The sequence below is a fragment of the Chitinophaga sp. YIM B06452 genome, from assembly GCF_039655965.1.
Taxonomy (GTDB): Bacteria; Bacteroidota; Bacteroidia; order Chitinophagales; family Chitinophagaceae; genus Chitinophaga.
This window is the reverse complement of sequence record NZ_JAWLKY010000001.1, coordinates 298770-316077: the sequence shown is the minus strand read 5'-3', so window position 1 is coordinate 316077 and position 17308 is coordinate 298770. Positions and strand designations below refer to the sequence as shown.

Genomic DNA, 17308 nt, shown 5'->3' with positions numbered 1-17308 from the left:
AAAATTGTAATGAAATATATAAAACTAGTTGCCGCAGCTTCCCTGATTATGGCTACCGGCTGTAACAAATTACTGGATATCAAAGAAACAGACATCATCGCAGGCGATGTGGCGCTGAAAACCGTGGAGAACTGCGAAAGTGGCCTGATGGGTGCATACGCTGTGCTCTCCATGAACATGGATTACCAGTTCAATGCCACTATGTCTGATGAAGTAAAAGATGGCGAATTCTACAACTCCGGTACTGTACACGAATGGGCCTTTGGTTCCACAGACGTTGTGATCCGGGATACTTACACTGCCATCACGCCCATGGGCCAGCTGAACGACCGTGCCAGCCGTGTGCTTCGCGCTCTTCCCAACGCGGATTCTACCCGTGCGGGCGATAACGTTCTGCGTTCCAAACTCCGCGGCGAAGCATTGTTCCTGCGTGCCTGGGGGCACTTCCAGCTGTTCCGCTACTATTGCAATAATTACACGGCCAACGGCCTTGCAATGCCATACCTCGAAACACCTACCATCGAGCCGCTTGCAAGATTAGACATGGCCACCTATTTCAGCAAGCTGAAGGCAGACCTGGCGGAAGCTAAGAACCTGGTGCCTGCGGAACTCACACCTAATACTTCCCGTACGCGCGTAAACAAGGCTACCGTTGCCGCACTGCAGGCCCGTGTAGCTTTATACATGAAAGATTGGACAAATGCCGAAGCTTTCGCGACGGAATATATAAATCAGCTGCCACTGGCTACCACAGCGACTTTCCCGTCCATCTGGACGGACGCTTCAGTTGAGGAAGTGTCGTTTTATCTCATCGGCAACGCCAATTCCCGCCTGGGTAGCATTTGGAAACCCGTGAACTCCCAGCCAACGGTATTCCCGCAAATAGTTTGGTTTGCTTCCACCGAACTGTGGAATATGTATGACAAAGTGAACGATGTTCGTTTTAATGCGTACTTCACAGATGAGCCGCTGCTCTCCGGGGCTACACCTGCCAGGAATTCAAAACTTATCAGCAAGTACAAGGGATCTGCCGCATATGCCGCTACCACAGAAAACCTGACAAATGCTAAAGTATTCCGTACCGGCGAAATGTACCTGATCCGTGCCGAAGCCCGTGCCGAACAAGACCGCTTTACCGGAGCCAATAGCGCTGAGAGCGATCTGAATCAACTGCGTGCCAACCGCATTAATGGCTACACGCCTGTAACACTGGCTTCCAAAGCAGCAGCTATCACAGCCATCATGGAGGAGAGGTTCAAAGAACTGGCTTACGAAGGCCATCGTTTCTGGGACCTGAAAAGGAGAGGCCTGCCCGTTGAACGTATTCCCGCGGATGCTCCCAACACTGCTTCTGCCACCCTGCCTGCGGGCAACTTCCGCTTCCTGCTGCCTATTCCCTTAACTGAAATCCAGGCAAACCGACTGATGGAACAGAATCCTGAATATTAATATTTGAGGAATCCACTCATATTTTCCACAAAGCCCCTGCAATCATATTTGCAGGGGCTTTTCAATTCATATGCCCATTTCCCCCTTCGTGATCGACTATACGTGGACGAGCTGGACGCCATGCTGGCCCCCTGAAACAGTTCTTCCGCATCAGCCCCTCCTTTTTTGTATCCATCCGCAGCATCGATAAAATAGACGATTATTTCGGCAACCGCCTGATGCCGGGTCTTAAACCCTCAGACAGCAAGGTGCGCTGGTAAGCCGCGAACGCGTCACCAGGTTCAAGAAGTGGATGGGGAAATGATCAGAAATGATCATGCATATTTTTATCCGTCAGGATCTTCCTCTCCACGAGGGATTTGTGGTACACGGAGTGTTTTTCGTATTTGCGGGTGATGAAGTAGGAGATAGCTGATACGATCATCAGCGGAACGAACAGCTTGTACCCGCCGGAGATCTCCGCAAGCAGGAAGATCGCTGTAAGCGGCGCATGCATGACGCCTGCCAGCACGCCTGCCATCGCGGCGATGATAAAATTAGGTGTGTTCAGCTGGTAGATGCCGGACAGGTTCACCAGGTAAGCGAATAAAAAGCCCGTTAACCCGCCCGTGATCATAGACGGCGCAAAGATCCCGCCATTGCCGCCTGCGCTGATGGTCAGGCAGGCGCATATCACCTTAAATACCAGCAGCAGCACCGCCATTACGATGATAGCCCAGGCCCGGGCGCTGTATCCCTGAAGGAAGGAATGTGCTGTAATGGAGTCATAGCGGCCTTCCAGGAGGTTGGTGATGGTGGAATATCCTTCGCCGTACAGCCCCGGCAACAGGAAGATAAGCAGGCACAGCGGGATGCCCGCTGCCAGCCAGCTTTTCCAGTTCATGCGCCGTTTTTCAAAATACCCCTCAATAAAATCCACCGAACGCGTGATATAAACAGATACCATGCCGCAGCAAATGCCCAGCAGGATATAAAAAGGAATGGCCTTCATGCTCCAGCTTTCGCTCGCAACGAATATAAATTTGCCGGGATACAGCAGTTGTGATACCACGGTGGCCGTGGCAGTGGATATGAGCAGCGGTATGAAGAAGGGAATGCTGAAATCGAGCAGGAATATCTCCAGCACAAAAATGATCCCTGCAAACGGGCTGTTGAACACTGCCGCGATACCGCTTGCCGTGCCGCAGGCAAGCAGCAGCACCGTGTCTTTGGGCGAAAGCCGCAGGTCGTGCCCGGTGTTGGAGCCGATGGCGGCGCCGGTAGCTACAATGGGCGCTTCCAGTCCTACGCTGCCTCCAAAGGCTACGGTAATGGCGCTGGTAATTATGTGCCCATAAGTATGCCGCTTTTCAATACGCCCTTTATTGGAAATAATATTGTGGATGATGAAGCCCACGCCTCGGTTGAGCTTGTTGTGGAACAGGCGGGTAAGCAGCAGGAGGGAGAGGCCGGTGCCGATCAGGGGGAGTATGGCGGAAAGCCAGTTGCTGTTCATCCAGTTGTTCATCGCCGCTACGCGATGCTCAAAAAACTGTACGCTGACCTTCAGCAAAACCGCTGCCAGCGCGGCAACTACGCCTACCACGAAACTGAGGATAATGAGAAAATTCCGGTGGGAAGTAAATTTTGTCCTGTAGTTCCCGAACCTCACGAGCAGCCTGTAGTACTTATTTCCGGTTCCTTCCATTCGCCGAAAATAAGGAATATGCCATAAACAGGTCTTATTGATAAGTCCTGAACACTACTTTCTCCACGATCACGCCCAGTTTTTTGAGCGAGGCGTCGCTGGAACTGAATTTCTTTTCGCCGGTGTATTTATCGTAGAGCTTGGGATCGCCGCTGTTCACAGCGCGGAAGAGGATCATCACGCCTTTTTTATCCATGGCGCCGCCTTCCCAGCTGTCTACCGTGCCGCCGTTGGTCCATTCAAAACCGTTTATGCGGAAGCTTTTGCCGTTCACTTTATTGACCTTTTCGATCGGGTCGCCGGGTTTGATGCCAAAGGGAGAGCGCCATTTGCCGTCTTCCCTGCTGAAAGCCACGGATTTGGTGGAGTCTTTATAAAAGATCACTTCCATTTCATTTTCCGTATCGGGGTACACTACCCAGGCCTTGCCGACATCATTGCCTTCAAAGTCCACAGCATCGCGCAGTTCCACGTTCTCTTTACCATAAAACTCCAGCAGCTGGTCCGGTTTCACCATGTTGAACACATTGCGCACGTCCCAGTTGCGGGTATCCACCGGCATATTGGCGGCGGTATTGATCGTTTCTTTAGCGGGAGTGGAGCCTGATGCGGCGGCAGGAGCCTGGCCGGTGGCGTTCGCGGGCGGGGCGCCCTGGAGCACGGTGCCCGCGGCCGCAGCCTGGTTCTGGTTTTCAGGCGGGGCCACCATCACGGAGATCTGTTTAGGGATGGCGCCGATGCGGTACAGCTCTGTTTTTTCCTCCACGAGGGCTTTATTGTCGTTCTTATTTTTATTCACGATGTAGGTAGCCAGGGGGAACACGTTGCCGGAATTCACGTTCATCGCGCGAAGGTTGGCAATGAGGGTCTGGCGGTTGCAGTCGCTGTACTGGTAAAGGAACCGGAGAGCGGCGTCCAGGGCGGCGGGGTCCTTTTGAAGCTCCTGCATGGTTTTGTCTACCTGCAAACCCCCGGAACCGGTTCTGCTCATCTGTTCGGTCACAAATACCAGGGCCGGGTCGTTCAGCTTCAGGAACTGGGTGGCCATTTTGGCGGACACGTCTTCAATGGCTGATTCTGAAAGTTTCTGGGCACTGGCCGCTGCCGGCAGGAAAAATACAAGCAAATAAAGGATCCGTTTCATGGAGGGCAAATTTAACACTGATGTATTATAACGAACATCATTATCACTAAATTATGCAATATTCCCTATTTGCCGCGCAAATAGCCTGCCAATGAAATTTTCCCTTTTGCGTAAATAAATTTACCGATCTGAGTAAAGCAAGCCCGCGGGAGGCAATAATTTCACGCCCACAAAACTATTGCTATGCTTTACAGATCATTATGGATGATAACCTTTTTTACCCTGGCATGCGCCCAGGTGTTTGCCCACGCCCTCTGGATCGAGACCAACCCGACAGGTAAAAAAGGCCAGCCGCAGGAAGTGCGCGTTTTCTGGGGAGAATTTGCCGATAAGGATATTTCCCCGCTGGATAAATGGTTTTCCGACACCAAATCATACACCCTCACCCTCATTACCCCTGACAAAAAAGAGATCCCGCTCACATCCGCCCCGGGTAAAGACCACTATAAAGCCTTCTTCACCCCCGAATCTGAAGGTGTATACACCGTGGTGATGAAACATGTTGTAAAAGAACTTTACCACGGCAGCCGCCTGGATTACCATTCCAGCGCCAGCGTACTGGTAGGTAAAGGCGAAGCCAGCCCCGCCGCCAATAAGAACGATGTGAGCGTGTTCGTAGCTCCCAAAGCGCATAAAGTGAATGAAAGCATCAGCCTGCAGGCCCTGATGGACCTGAAACCCGCCGCAGAGAAGGAAGTGAAGGTGTTCGCGCCCAATGGCTGGGGTAAGGAATTGTATACAGACAGCACCGGCAAGGCGAGCTTTACCCCGCTCTGGCCCGGCAGGTATATGGTGGAAGTTGCCGGCACTGAGAAGAAGACCGGCCAGCACAACGGCCAGGCTTTCGAAGCTGTATGGCGCTGCGCTACTTACTGCATCGAAGTGAAATAGAAGTTGTGTTACTATAATAAAATGGGCGTACGCTCGTGCGCCCATTTTTTATTGCAAACAGCTCATGCGTAAAACTACGCGTTTTCAAAAACCAGCGGTTTTACTCGTGTTTTTGCTGCCGTCCTGCCCTAATTTTACACCTGCTAGTCTGATTACTACTGTTTGTTTTTCCCCAACCCCTCTCAGAAAGTACATCCCCGGATGTACTTTCATTTTTATGCCGGCGCCCGGGTTAGGATTTTTCGGGGGAATGCCTATTTTTATCGGATATATCCAACGACCATGCGCGCTTTTATCATCATTTCCTGCTTTTTCGTTACCAGCCTTTCCGCTTCCGCCCAGCTTTTCAAAAAGGACGACCGGGTTTGTTTTGTGGGCAACAGCATCACCCACAACGGGGACTACTGGCACAACGTTGCCCTCTGGTACACCACGCGCTACCCGCAGCTGGGCGTCACCTTTTTTAACTGCGGCATTTCCGGCGACGTAACGAGGGGCATCATACACCGCATGGACGAGGATATACTTGTACACAAGCCCACCTGGGCCGTTATCATGATCGGCATGAACGACGTGAACCGCCCGCTGTACGACGCCAAACGGGTAAATGAACCGGGCATCAAAGACCAGCAGCAGCAGGCGCTGGCTATCTATAAAAAGAACCTGGACAGCATCATCCGCATCTTCCGGTCGAAAGGCATAAAAGTAGTGCTGCAAACGCCTTCCATCTACGACCAGACTTCCAGGATGGCCGGTAATAACCTTTACGGCGTGAACGATGCGCTGAAGACCTGCGCCGGCTACATCCGCGAATTCGCGGCCAGGTACAACGTGCCCGTAGTGGACTACTGGACCTCGCTCAGCACCATCAACGCCGAAGTGCAGCGCACGGATTCCACTGCCACGGTGATCGGCAAAGACCGCGTGCATCCCGGCCCGGTAGGCCACCTGCTGATGGCCTGGGAGTTCCTGAAAACATTCAAATCTTCGCCGATCGTGGCTACCATCGTTGCAGACCGGGACACGAAATCGAGCCAGGAAAAAGCGCAGCAGGCGAAGATCACCAACCTGGTGCGCGACGGCAACACAGTTACTTTCACGGCGGAAGAGCAGGCGCTGCCTTTCCCGCTGCGCGATGAACAGGCTTTTGCGCTGGAGCTGGCGCCCTTCACCGAAAATTTCAACCGCGAGGTAGTCAGGTTCAACTTCCTGAAACCCGGCAATTATACGTTGTGGATAGACGATGTGGAAATAGGGACTTATTTTTCCGGCGAGCTGGAAAGAGGGCTGAACCTGGCGCTGATCACGAAAACGCCGCAATACCAGCAGGCGAAGAAGGTGCAGGCGCTGCTGCAGAACAGCTGGCGGCTCGAAGGCCAGCTGCGGCAGATACGGCTGGTGGAATATCGTTTCATCAATACGCTGCCGGGCCGTGAAAACCTGGAGGTCGTGAAAAACCACTACGATACCGGCTTCGCGAAAAAGCCCGATACGGATTACGTGAAAAAACTGCTTATTGGTTATATCGAGCAGAAACCGAAGGAAGCTGAAACCCGCCGCCAGTGGCAGTCTTCACTGGACTCCCTGCCGCTGTTGCTGAAGCCGGCGGCGCATAAGTACGTGTTGAAAAAAGTATAATTATTTCGTCGCATCATTCACCTCGATCCAATACCCGTCAGGGTCCTGGAGGTAAATTTGTTTCACGCCGTCTACCCGCACGGTGATCTTTTCTTTTTCCCCTGCCCAGTTGATGTAGGTCATGCCCGCTTTTTTCAGCCGGGTGATGAATTCCTCCACGGAAGGGACGCTAAAACAGATATGAGAGTTCCGGTCGCCGGTGTAGGGCGCTTTGGCGCCTGCAATGAGATGAAGGTGGCTGGCGGGGCCTACGGAAAACCAGGTATGCTTGCCGTCGTGGAAGGGCTCGGGGATCGTGTCCAGCCCGAGGAAGTCCCGGTAAAACACCGTGGCCTTTTCAAGATCCTGCACATACAGCGCGAGGTGGTTGAGATAAGGGCGCGTTTTTTTCTGTTGCGCGGATACGGCCGTTGCGGCTGAAACGAGAAGACAAAGGAGCAGTAATTTCTTCATAACCCGTACAAGATAATAAATCCCCGGGTTTGCAAGACCTATTTCCGCTGGTACACTGGCGCTTTCTGCGGCATATTCAGGGGAAGGATAAGAAGGATGGACATGAGGGCGGAAAGGCCAATCAGGCTGATGCCCCAGCCCAGCAACATACCCGCGCTCTGCCCGGCGGCACGCGCGTCGCCTGCTTCGTCCAGCAGCGCCAGCAGGAAATAAAAGCTCGCAACGAGGGTGAGTCCTCCCACAGCCATGCGGAAAGCCGTGCGTTTGAAGAACAAAAGCCCCGAAAAGATCAGCAGGAGGGTGAGCCCGAGATAATTGATCATATCAGCATTCCATAATATACAAAGGGAACAGATAATGAAGTAGGAACAGGGGAGATAATGCAGGAGAAAAATACCTTTTTTCATGGTTTGGGGGATTAATACTGTAATTTATGCAGTTGTTTCAACTTTTCCTATCACATTTTTGTGCCTATTTTTGAGCGTTCCGTGAGCGGCGGCACATGCAATTGCACAAATAAATGGCTAATTTCGCGGCTCGAATACTCAATACTGACAATAATCAATATGGCAAACAGCTTATACGAATTCGGAATGATCGGCCTGGGCGTGATGGGGCGCAATCTCCTGCTCAATATGGCGGATCATGGATTTGCCGTGATCGGCTTCGATAAGGATACAGAAAAGGCCAAAGCCCTGGAATCCTCCGCTACCGCCGGCACCCGCGTAAAAGGGGTAGTGTCGCTGGAAGAAATGATCGGCCAGCTTCAGCGCCCCCGCAGGGTGATGATGCTTGTACCCGCAGGCAAACCGGTAGACGATGTGTTGGAATCGCTCAAACCCTGGCTGGAACCGGGAGACATCGTGATAGACGGGGGCAACTCCCACTTCACGGACACGCTCCGCAGGGTAGAATACATGAAAGCCGCCGGTTTTCATTTCATGGGCGTAGGCGTTTCAGGCGGGGAACAGGGTGCGCGCACCGGCCCGAGCATAATGCCCGGCGGCGACCAGGAAGCATACCCGCATGTGAAACCCATGCTGGAAGCCATTTCCGCTAAGGTAGACGGCGAGCCCTGCGTGGCTTACCTCGGCAAAGGCGCAGCCGGCCACTATGTAAAAATGGTGCACAACGGCATAGAATACGCTATCATGCAGCTCATCAGCGAAAGCTACCGCCTGCTGCAAAGCGCGGGCCTCAACAACGACCAGCTGCACCAGGTATACAAGGAATGGAACAGCGGCGAAATGCAGTCCTTCCTCCTGGAGATCACCGCAGACATCTTCCTGCAAACAGACGACAAATCAGGCAACCGCCTCATCGATATGATCCTGGACAAAGCAGGCTCCAAAGGCACCGGCAAGTGGACTTCCCAGGAAGCCATGGACCTGGCCGTGCCTGCTACCATCATAGACACGGCAGTGTCTATGCGCACCGTTTCGGCTTATAAGGATGAAAGGGTGCAGGCGGCCAAAGTCTACGAGGAACCGAAGATCCCCGTGTCTGCCGATACAAAGCTTTTCATTTCACAGGTAAAAGACGCCCTGCAGTTTGCCACCATCATGTGTTACGCACAGGGCATGGCCATGCTGCACACCGCCTCGGAAGCGCATGATATGCAGATACCCCTGCCCGACGCCGTGAAAGTGTGGCGCGGCGGCTGCATTATCCGTTCAGCCCTGCTGGGTACCTTCTACAAAGCGCTGAAAGAATCGCCTGAATTACCCAACCTGTTGCTGAACAAAGCAGTGGCCGGCATTGTAAAAGAAAAGGAACATAACATGCGCGCGGTGATCGTACAGGCTGCACAGGCAGGTTTGCCCGCGGCAGGTTTTATGGCGGCGCTTTCCTATTTCGATGCATACCGCAACGAAAAGCTGCCCACCAACCTGGTGCAGGCGCAACGCGATTACTTCGGCGCACATACATACCAGCGGATAGACATGCCGGGCAGTTTTCATACCACCTGGCTACACCATTAATCATTTTTATCTTTTTTATGCAACATCATAAACGCCCGCCTGCTTCCATCCTCTTCATTTTCGGCGGCAGCGGCGACCTGAACTACCGGAAGCTCACGCCCGCACTGTACAACCTGTTCCTGGACGAATGGATGCCGGAACGCTTTGCCATCGTGGGCATCGGCCGCACGGAATACTCTTCTGAAAATTACCGCGCCCACCTGCAGGAAGGCATTGAGAAATTCTCCCGCCGCAAAGCGGAAGCGAATGGCCACTACCAGGCATTTTTCGAGCACGTCAACTACCTTCAGCTGGATGCGGGCGACATTGCTTCCTACCAGCGCATCACGGAATACGTGCAGCAGAAAGAAGCGGAATGGGGCGTGCACCCGAACGTGATCTTTTACCTCGCCGTGGCCCCGCAGCTGGTGCCTTCCATCGCACAGGAGCTGGGTACGCTCAACCTCTGCAAGGATAAAAGCGCCACCCGTATCGTGATTGAAAAACCTTTCGGGCACGACCTCGAAAGCGCGCACGAGCTGAATGCCCTGCTCACCGGCCTGTTTGCCGAAGAGCAGATATTCCGCATAGATCACTACCTGGGCAAGGAAACCGTGCAGAACATCCTGGCGCTGCGCTTCGCGAATGCCCTGTTCGAACCCGTGTGGAACCGCCATTACATCGATCATGTGCAGATCACCGCTGCCGAAAGCGTCGGCCTGGAAGGCCGCGGCGGGTATTACGAACATTCCGGCGCCCTGCGCGACATGGTGCAGAACCACATCCTGCAGCTGCTTTGCATGGTGGCCATGGAAGCCCCCGTTTCTTTCGACGCCAACGAGATCCGCAATAAAAAAGTGGACGTGCTCAACGCCATCCGCCCCATCAAACGGGAAGATGTACACGAATCCGCCGTGCGCGGCCAGTACGGTGCCGGCTGGATGAAAGGCAAGCAGGTAACGGGCTACCGCGAAGAAAAAGGCGTGAATCCCCAATCCAATACGGATACCTACGCCGCGGTAAAATTCTTTATCGACAACTGGCGCTGGCAGGGTGTACCTTTCTACGTGCGCACCGGCAAACTGATGCACCAGAAAAGCACGCATGTCACCATCCAGTTCAAGGAGGCGCCCACATACGCCTTCCCGTCTGAAGCCGCTGAATCCTGGCGCAGCAACCGCCTTACGATCAGCATTCAGCCGGAGATGGATATCCGCATCCGTTTCCAGGCCAAGCGCCCGGGCCAGACCATGACGCTGGACCCCGTGAACATGACCTTCAACTACGAAGGTTCCGACGATCACACGCCTGAAGCATACGAAACCCTGCTGCTGGACGTGATGGAAGGAGACGCTACACTGTTCATGCGTGCAGACCAGGTGGAATCTGCCTGGAAAGTGATCATGCCCATTCTCGATACCTGGGAAAACCGTATCCCGCAAGACTTTCCGAATTACGTTCCCGATTCATGGGGTCCTGAAGATGCGGATGCGCTCATCGCGCGCGACGGTCACAGCTGGATCAACCTTCCACCGGAAAAAAAATAGCGCATTATGGAATTACACGTGGCAAAAGATACACAGCAACTGAGCGAGAACCTGGCCGCATTCATCAGCCAGTACATCCAGGAAGTGCTGCAAAAACAGGACCGCTTCACCTTCGCCCTCTCCGGCGGCAACACGCCTAAAGCGCTGTATGCCTTGCTGGCAAAGGAACCGTATGTGAACATGATAGAATGGAACAAAGTGCATTTTTTCTGGGGCGACGAACGCGCTGTGCCTTTTGAAGACGCCCGCAACAACGCCCGCATGGCCTACGACGTGCTGCTGGACCAGGTAGGCGCCCTGCCTGAGAACATCCACGTGATGCGCACGGACATTGAACCTGAACAATCCGCCGCCGAATACGAAAAGACCCTTCACCGCTACTTCCACGGCAGGGAAACCACTTTCGACCTCGTGCTGCTGGGCATGGGCGACGACGGCCATACGCTGAGCCTCTTCCCCGGCCTGCCCATCGTGCACGAAAAGAAAGCCTGGGTAAAAGCCTTCTGGCTCGAAGCGCAGGACATGTACCGCATCACGCTCACCGCGCCGGTCACTAATCTTGCCGCCTGCGTGGTGTTCATGGCCACCGGCGCCGCAAAGGCCCTCACGCTGAAAGCCGTGATAGACGGCGCTCCCGACCCAGACCGTTATCCTTCGCAGCTGATACGCCCTGAAAATGGCGACCTGCACTGGTTTATAGACGAAGCGGCCGCCGAAGCGCTGCAGATATAACATTACAGAACGCATTCACGAAACCGGGAAGCGCTCAAATGCTTCCCGGTTTTTTATTGCAGGCCGGCCACGGCGCGCCACACATTAGGCTGGTTCGCCTAATCTCTTTAACTTCAGTCATCATTTGAAATTTCCTGGAGATTGAAAGTACTAGTCCTCTTCGCCCACCCGGCATTTGAGCGCTCCCGCGTTCATGCAAAGCTCATCAGGGCAGTAAAGCAGCTGCCCGGCATTACGCTGCGCGACCTTTACGAAGTATACCCTGACTTTGATGTACATCCTGATACGGAACAGCAGGTGCTGAAAGAACATGATGTGATCATCTTCCAGCACCCATTTTACTGGTACAGCGGTCCCGCCCTGCTCAAGCAATGGATGGACCTTGTGCTGGAACATGGCTGGGCTTACGGGAAAAACGGCACGGCTTTGCAGGGAAAGTACCTGCTGCAGGTCATTTCCACCGGCGGCAACGAAGGCGCATACAGTCCGGAAGGGCATCACGGGCATGTGATCAAACAGTTCATGCTGCCTTTCGAACAATCAGCCAAACTCTGCCATATGCAGTACCTGCCGCCTTTCGTGATACATGGCACCAACCAATTGGCCGAGCAGCAGCTGGACCAGTACGCCGCCGGCTATACGCGGCTCCTGCAAAGCCTCCAGGCCGGCCAGCTGGACCTGCAAATGGCGCAGCAGCTGCTGGAGCTGAACAGTCTTACAGGCGTTCCTGAAACAATATCCGCATCCAAATAAAACCCGGCTCTTATGACGAACGAATCCTTTTTTTACCAGGCGCTGGTATACCTTGCTACCATGGTCGTGTTTGTGCCGCTGGCCAAAAAGCTGAACCTCGGTTCCGTGCTGGGATACCTGCTTGGTGGTATCATGATCGGGCCTGCCGTGCTGGGTTTGATAGGCCATGGCGGGGAAGACCTGATGCATTTCGCGGAGTTCGGTGTGGTGATGATGTTGTTCCTCATCGGGCTGGAGCTGGAGCCTTCGCTGTTGTGGAAGCTGCGCGCGCCCATACTGGGGTTGGGCGGGCTGCAGGTGACCGTTACCGCGCTGGTGGTAACGGGCATCGCCATGCTGGTCGGTTTACCCTGGAACCAGTCCCTCGTGATCGGGATGATCCTTTCCTTATCGTCTACCGCCATCGTGCTGCAGATGCTGGGGGAGAAAGGGCAGATGGGCTCCGCGGCGGGGCAGAGCGCCTTTTCGGTGCTGCTGTTCCAGGATATAGCCGTGATCCCGATGCTGGCCATTTTCCCGTTGCTGGCGCCTGCCGGCGCGGCCATATCGGCGCAGGAAAGCAGCTCGCTGATCGCGGGCCAGCCGGCATGGGCGAAAACGCTGATCGTATTGGGCGCGGTGATCAGCCTGGTGATAGGAGGGCGGTACGTGGTGAAGCCGATCCTGCATATCGTGGCGCGCACCAGGCTGAGAGAGCTTTTCACCGCCTCGGCCTTGCTGCTGGTAGTGGCCATTGCCGTGCTGATGACGCTGGTGGGGCTAAGTCCCGCCCTGGGCGCATTCCTGGGTGGCGTGGTGCTGGCCAACAGCGAATACCGGCATGAGCTGGAAAGCGATATAGAACCATTCAAAGGCCTGTTGCTGGGCTTGTTTTTTATAGGCGTCGGCGCCACGATCGATTTTGACCTGATCATACGGCATCCAATGCTGGTAGCGGGTCTCGTGTCGGGGATCATGATCGTCAAATTCATGGTGCTGCTGGGACTTGGAAAAATATTCCGCCTCAGCCGCGAGCAGAACCTGCTGTTCTCCTTTGCGCTGCCGCAGGTGGGCGAATTCGCTTTCGTGCTGTTCTCCTTTTCTGCCGGCGCCTCTTTGCTGGACAAAGAAGTGGTGAACGCCATGATGGCCGTAGTAGCTATTACGATGGCGCTTACGCCTTTGCTGATGCTGGTTTTCGAGAAGTGGATACAACCGCGCTTCGGCTGCGCCGCGGAACAGAATGCAGAAAGGGAACCCGACCAGATAGACGAGCGCAATCCCGTTATCATCGCGGGGTTTGACCACTTCGGCACCATCGTCGGGCGCTTCCTCCGCGCCAGCGGCGTAAGGGCCACGGTGCTGGACCTTGATTCAGACCGGGTGGACCTGCTGCGTAAAATGGGACTGAAAGTATACTACGGCGATGCTTCCCGCGCTGATCTCCTCAAATCTGCCGGCGCGGAACAGGCGCGCGTAATCGTGATCGCGATGGCAACGCCGGAAAAGAACCTCGAAGTGGTCAACGCCGTCAAAAAACATTACCCCCACCTGCAAATGCTGGTGAGGGCCACAGATAATAATGATGCTTTTGAATTGATGAACGAAGGCGTGCTGCGCATCTACCGCGAAACGGTGGACACCTCGCTGCGCATGGCTTCCGACGTATTGGAAATGCTGGGCAGAAGAGCTTATCAAAGCCAGCGCGCCGCGCGCATGTTCCGCCGCTTCGACGAAAGGTCGTTGAAAGGCCTTTCCGCTTACCGCGACGACAAACAATACGTTAACGTCATGAAAGAAAGGATCGAAGAATTGCAAAAGCTGATACAGGCAGACGCGTACACCAACATGATGATACGCGACGCCGGCTGGGATCATGAGAACGCGGAAGAACGGAACTAGTGCATCGGACCGTCATCCGACCATTTCTTTCCTTCTTCTTCCAGCTGCGCCAGCTTCTTCTTGCCATAGGCCAGCCGCGTGATCAGCACATACAGCACCGGTACGGAGAAGATGGCGAGCACAGTGGCCGCCAGCATTCCCCCCACCACGGTGAACCCGATATTCACACGCGAAGCCGCACCGGCCCCATGCGCAAATACCAGTGGCAGCACGCCGAGAATGAACGCGAAAGACGTCATCAGGATAGGCCTGAAACGCAGCGCGACCGCTTCCAGCGTGGCTTGTATCAAAGGCATGCCTTTATCCACCCGTTCCTTGCAGAACTCCACGATCAGGATCGCGTTTTTGGCGGAAAGGCCGATCAGCGTAATAAGACCGATCTGGGAATACACACTGTTAGCCTGCCCTGATAACCACAACGCCAGGATGGACCCGAACAAGGCTACCGGAACTGCCAGCAGTACGGAAAATGGGACAGACCAACTTTCATATAGGGCGGTAAGCAAAAGAAATACGAATAAGATAGACAACATGAATATCAGCGTGCTTTTGTTGCCCGCTTCAATTTCCTGCCGGGAAATATTGCTCCAGTCGTAACTGAAATTGGACGGCAATACCTGTGCAGACACTTCTTCCATGGCCCTGATGGCATCGCCGCTGCTGTAGCCGGGCTTGCTCGTGCCGCTGATCTCTATGGAACGGTAAAGATTGAAGTGATTGATCACCGGCGCACCCGCTCCCAGCTTGTATTTGATGAGACTGCTCAGCGGCACCATTTCCCCGTTCAGGTTGCGCACGTAATAGAACTGCAACTGGCTGATATTTTTCCGGTAGGTGGTATCCGCCTGCAGCACCACGCGGAAGCTGCGGCCGAAGCGGGTGAAGTCGTTCACATACAAGCCGCCGAGGAAAGTTTGCAGCGCCCCAAACACATCGTTTACCGCTACGCCAAGTTGCTTGCAGCGGTCACGGTCCACTTCCACGTTATATTCCGGCGTAGTGGCGCTGAAGAAAGCATATGCCTGTGCTATTTCAGGGCGCTGGTTGGCTGCCACCAGCACGTCGCGCAGTACTTTGTTGAATTCCATGATATCGTTGCCGCTGCGTTGTTCCAGGATATAAGAGAAGCCGGAGGAAGTACCCATCCCGCGCAGGGTGGGCGAGGGCAGCGCCAGCGCCGTAGCTTCCGTGATCTGCGACAGCTTGCCTTGCAGGCGGCCGATGATGGTGTTCATGTTTTGTCCTGTCTCATACCTTTCATCCCATGGCTTGAGGTTCACGAACCAGGTGGCGGAGTTAGGCTTGTTGGCGCCGGCTACGAAGTTGATACCGGCAACACCCATGAAATGAGCCACAGCAGGGTCTTCTGAGAGTATTTTGTTCACCCGCTCCGCTACTTCCCTCGTACGTATGGACGATGCCGCGTCCGGCAGCTCCAGGGCGAGGAAGAGCGCGCCCATGTCTTCCTGCGGCACGAAAGTGGTCGGCACTTTCCTGAACAGGTAGAACGCCGCGGCGAAAAGGATGCCCAGCATTATGAGTACGAACGCTGTTTGTTTGATCGCTCTCCGCACGCCATGGGTATACCTTTCGGTGAACCGGCCGAACCACCTGTTGAAGCGGTAATGCAGGGCGTTCAACCCTCTTGATCTTTCATTCAGCTGTGAAGGCCTCAGCATCACCGCGCAAAGTGCGGGCGTAAGCGTGAGTGCAAGGAATGCGGACAGGATGACGGAGAACGCAATGGTCAACGCGAACTGCTGGTACAACTTGCCGCTCACGCCGGGTATGAATGCCACAGGCACGAACACCGCGGCCAATATCAGGCCAATGGCAATTACGGGCGCCTGCACTTCCTGCATGGCGCGGTAGGTCGCATTCAGCGGCGTCATGCCGTTTACGTCTATATGATGCTGCACGGCTTCCACCACCACAATGGCATCGTCTACCACGATCCCGATAGCCAGCACGAAGCCGAACAGCGTAAGGGTGTTGATGGAAAAGCCCAGCAGCGTGAAAAAGATGAAGGTGCCGATGAGCGAAACGGGAATTACGAGCACGGGCACCAGCGTGGCCCGCCAGCTTTGCAGGAAGATGTATACCACCAGCACTACCAGCGCCATCGCTTCCAGGAAAGTATGTATCACTTCGTTGATGGAGATCTTTACGAAGGAAACGGTTTCGAAAGGAATGAGCCAGTTCACGTCCTGCGGGAAGGTCTTTTCCAGCTCCTTCATCCGCGTTTGCACGCGCTCTGCCACATCCAGCGCGTTGGCGCCGGGGGAAAGATAGATGGCCATCCCGGTGCCGGGCATGCCGTCCGCCCGCACGTCTATCGCATAGCTGAAAGAGCCGAGCTGCTGGCGTGAAACGTCTTTTAACCGTACCAGCGAACCGGTTTGCGGGTTGGTAGCTACAATGATATCCCCGAATTCTTCAGCGGTAAGCAGGCGGCCTTTTACTTTCACGGAGTATTCAAATGCCTGGTTCTGATTGGCGGGCGGCGCGCCGATGATGCCGGCCGGCGCCTGTGTGTTCTGCTCCTGGATGGCCCTCGCCACGTCTGATGTGGAGATGTTGAGGTTGGCCATCTTGTCCGGGTCCAGCCAGATGCGCATGCTGTAGTCGTTGGCAAAGGCGGTTACGTCGCCGATGCCGCTGATGCGCGCTATTTCGGGTTTGAGATAAATGTTGAGGTAGTTTTCCAGGAAAGACTTGTCGTGCGTGCCGCCCGGGCTGTTCAGCGCGAGCACCATCAGCATATCGTTGGAGCGTTTTTTAGTGGTAACGCCCACCCTGCGCACATCGTCGGGCACGGAAGGCAGCGCCAGGCTCACGCGGTTCTGTACGTCCAGCGTGGAGATGTCCGGATCGGTGCCTATTTCGAATGTGACGGTGATGCTCATGGAGCCATCGTTCGCACTTACGGACTGCAGGTACATGGCGCCGGGCGTGCCGTTCACCTGGTTCTCGATGGGAGTGGTCACGGTTTCTTCCACGGTGGTGGAGTTGGCGCCGATGTAGTTGGCCGTCACGGAAACGGTAGGCGGAGCAATGTCCGGCAACTGTGCCACGGGAAGGTTTACCATGCATATGAGCCCTACGATCACCAGGATGATAGCGATCACGATCGTGGTATTCTTCCTTTCTATGAACGTTTTAGAGATCATGT

Annotated in this window: 13 protein-coding genes; 8 read left to right on the top strand and 5 right to left on the bottom strand. The window is 54.6% G+C overall.

What is annotated here, in order from left to right:
* Positions 1-9 precede the first annotated feature (9 nt).
* Positions 10-1449, top strand: a complete 1440-nt coding sequence (locus tag R3I13_RS01165; RefSeq protein WP_346316074.1) for a RagB/SusD family nutrient uptake outer membrane protein — start codon at positions 10-12, stop codon at positions 1447-1449.
* Positions 1450-1753: 304 nt separating this feature from the next.
* Here R3I13_RS01165 and R3I13_RS01160 read toward each other — a convergent pair whose 3' ends face one another.
* Positions 1754-3136, bottom strand: coding sequence for a chloride channel protein (locus R3I13_RS01160; protein WP_346316073.1), 1383 nt, complete (start codon positions 3134-3136; stop codon positions 1754-1756).
* Positions 3137-3170: 34 nt separating this feature from the next.
* A complete protein-coding gene (locus R3I13_RS01155; RefSeq protein ID WP_346316072.1) occupies positions 3171-4280 on the bottom strand; it encodes a hypothetical protein in 1110 nt (369 codons plus the stop codon).
* Positions 4281-4463: 183 nt separating this feature from the next.
* On the opposite strand from R3I13_RS01155, the gene R3I13_RS01150 reads away from it, so the two are divergent.
* Together R3I13_RS01150 and R3I13_RS01145 are read left to right on the top strand one after the other, a co-directional pair.
* On the top strand, positions 4464-5171 hold the full coding sequence (locus R3I13_RS01150; protein WP_346316071.1) for a DUF4198 domain-containing protein: 708 nt from the start codon (positions 4464-4466) through the stop codon (positions 5169-5171).
* 282 nt (positions 5172-5453) lie between these two features.
* Positions 5454-6809, top strand: a complete 1356-nt coding sequence (locus R3I13_RS01145; RefSeq protein ID WP_346316070.1) for an SGNH/GDSL hydrolase family protein — start codon at positions 5454-5456, stop codon at positions 6807-6809.
* Here R3I13_RS01145 and R3I13_RS01140 read toward each other — a convergent pair whose 3' ends face one another.
* Both R3I13_RS01140 and R3I13_RS01135 read right to left on the bottom strand, forming a co-directional pair.
* On the bottom strand, positions 6810-7262 hold the full coding sequence (locus tag R3I13_RS01140; protein ID WP_346316069.1) for a VOC family protein: 453 nt from the start codon (positions 7260-7262) through the stop codon (positions 6810-6812).
* A gap of 38 nt (positions 7263-7300) precedes the next feature.
* Positions 7301-7669: a hypothetical protein gene (locus R3I13_RS01135; RefSeq protein WP_346316068.1), complete on the bottom strand. Its 369-nt coding sequence runs from the start codon at positions 7667-7669 to the stop codon at positions 7301-7303.
* A 159-nt stretch (positions 7670-7828) separates the two neighbouring features.
* Here R3I13_RS01135 and gndA point away from each other — a divergent pair, with 159 nt between their 5' ends.
* The 5 genes from gndA (at position 7829) to R3I13_RS01110 (ending at position 14136) form a co-directional block, all read left to right on the top strand.
* The gene (gene gndA / locus R3I13_RS01130; protein WP_346316067.1) at positions 7829-9244 is read left to right on the top strand and encodes an NADP-dependent phosphogluconate dehydrogenase; all 1416 of its coding nucleotides are present in this window, start codon (positions 7829-7831) and stop codon (positions 9242-9244) included.
* Positions 9245-9261: 17 nt separating this feature from the next.
* Positions 9262-10770: a glucose-6-phosphate dehydrogenase gene (gene zwf / locus R3I13_RS01125; protein WP_346316066.1), complete on the top strand. Its 1509-nt coding sequence runs from the start codon at positions 9262-9264 to the stop codon at positions 10768-10770.
* Between the two features lie 6 nt (positions 10771-10776).
* A complete protein-coding gene (pgl, locus tag R3I13_RS01120; RefSeq protein ID WP_346316065.1) occupies positions 10777-11502 on the top strand; it encodes a 6-phosphogluconolactonase in 726 nt (241 codons plus the stop codon).
* Between the two features lie 141 nt (positions 11503-11643).
* Positions 11644-12255, top strand: a complete 612-nt coding sequence (locus tag R3I13_RS01115) for an NAD(P)H-dependent oxidoreductase (RefSeq protein WP_346316064.1) — start codon at positions 11644-11646, stop codon at positions 12253-12255.
* A gap of 12 nt (positions 12256-12267) precedes the next feature.
* Positions 12268-14136, top strand: a complete 1869-nt coding sequence (locus tag R3I13_RS01110) for a monovalent cation:proton antiporter-2 (CPA2) family protein (RefSeq protein WP_346316063.1) — start codon at positions 12268-12270, stop codon at positions 14134-14136.
* Here the strand turns inward: R3I13_RS01110 and R3I13_RS01105 are convergent.
* Positions 14133-17306, bottom strand: coding sequence for a multidrug efflux RND transporter permease subunit (locus R3I13_RS01105; RefSeq protein WP_346316062.1), 3174 nt, complete (start codon positions 17304-17306; stop codon positions 14133-14135). The genes R3I13_RS01110 and R3I13_RS01105 overlap by 4 nt on opposite strands.
* Positions 17307-17308: the final 2 nt, after the last annotated feature.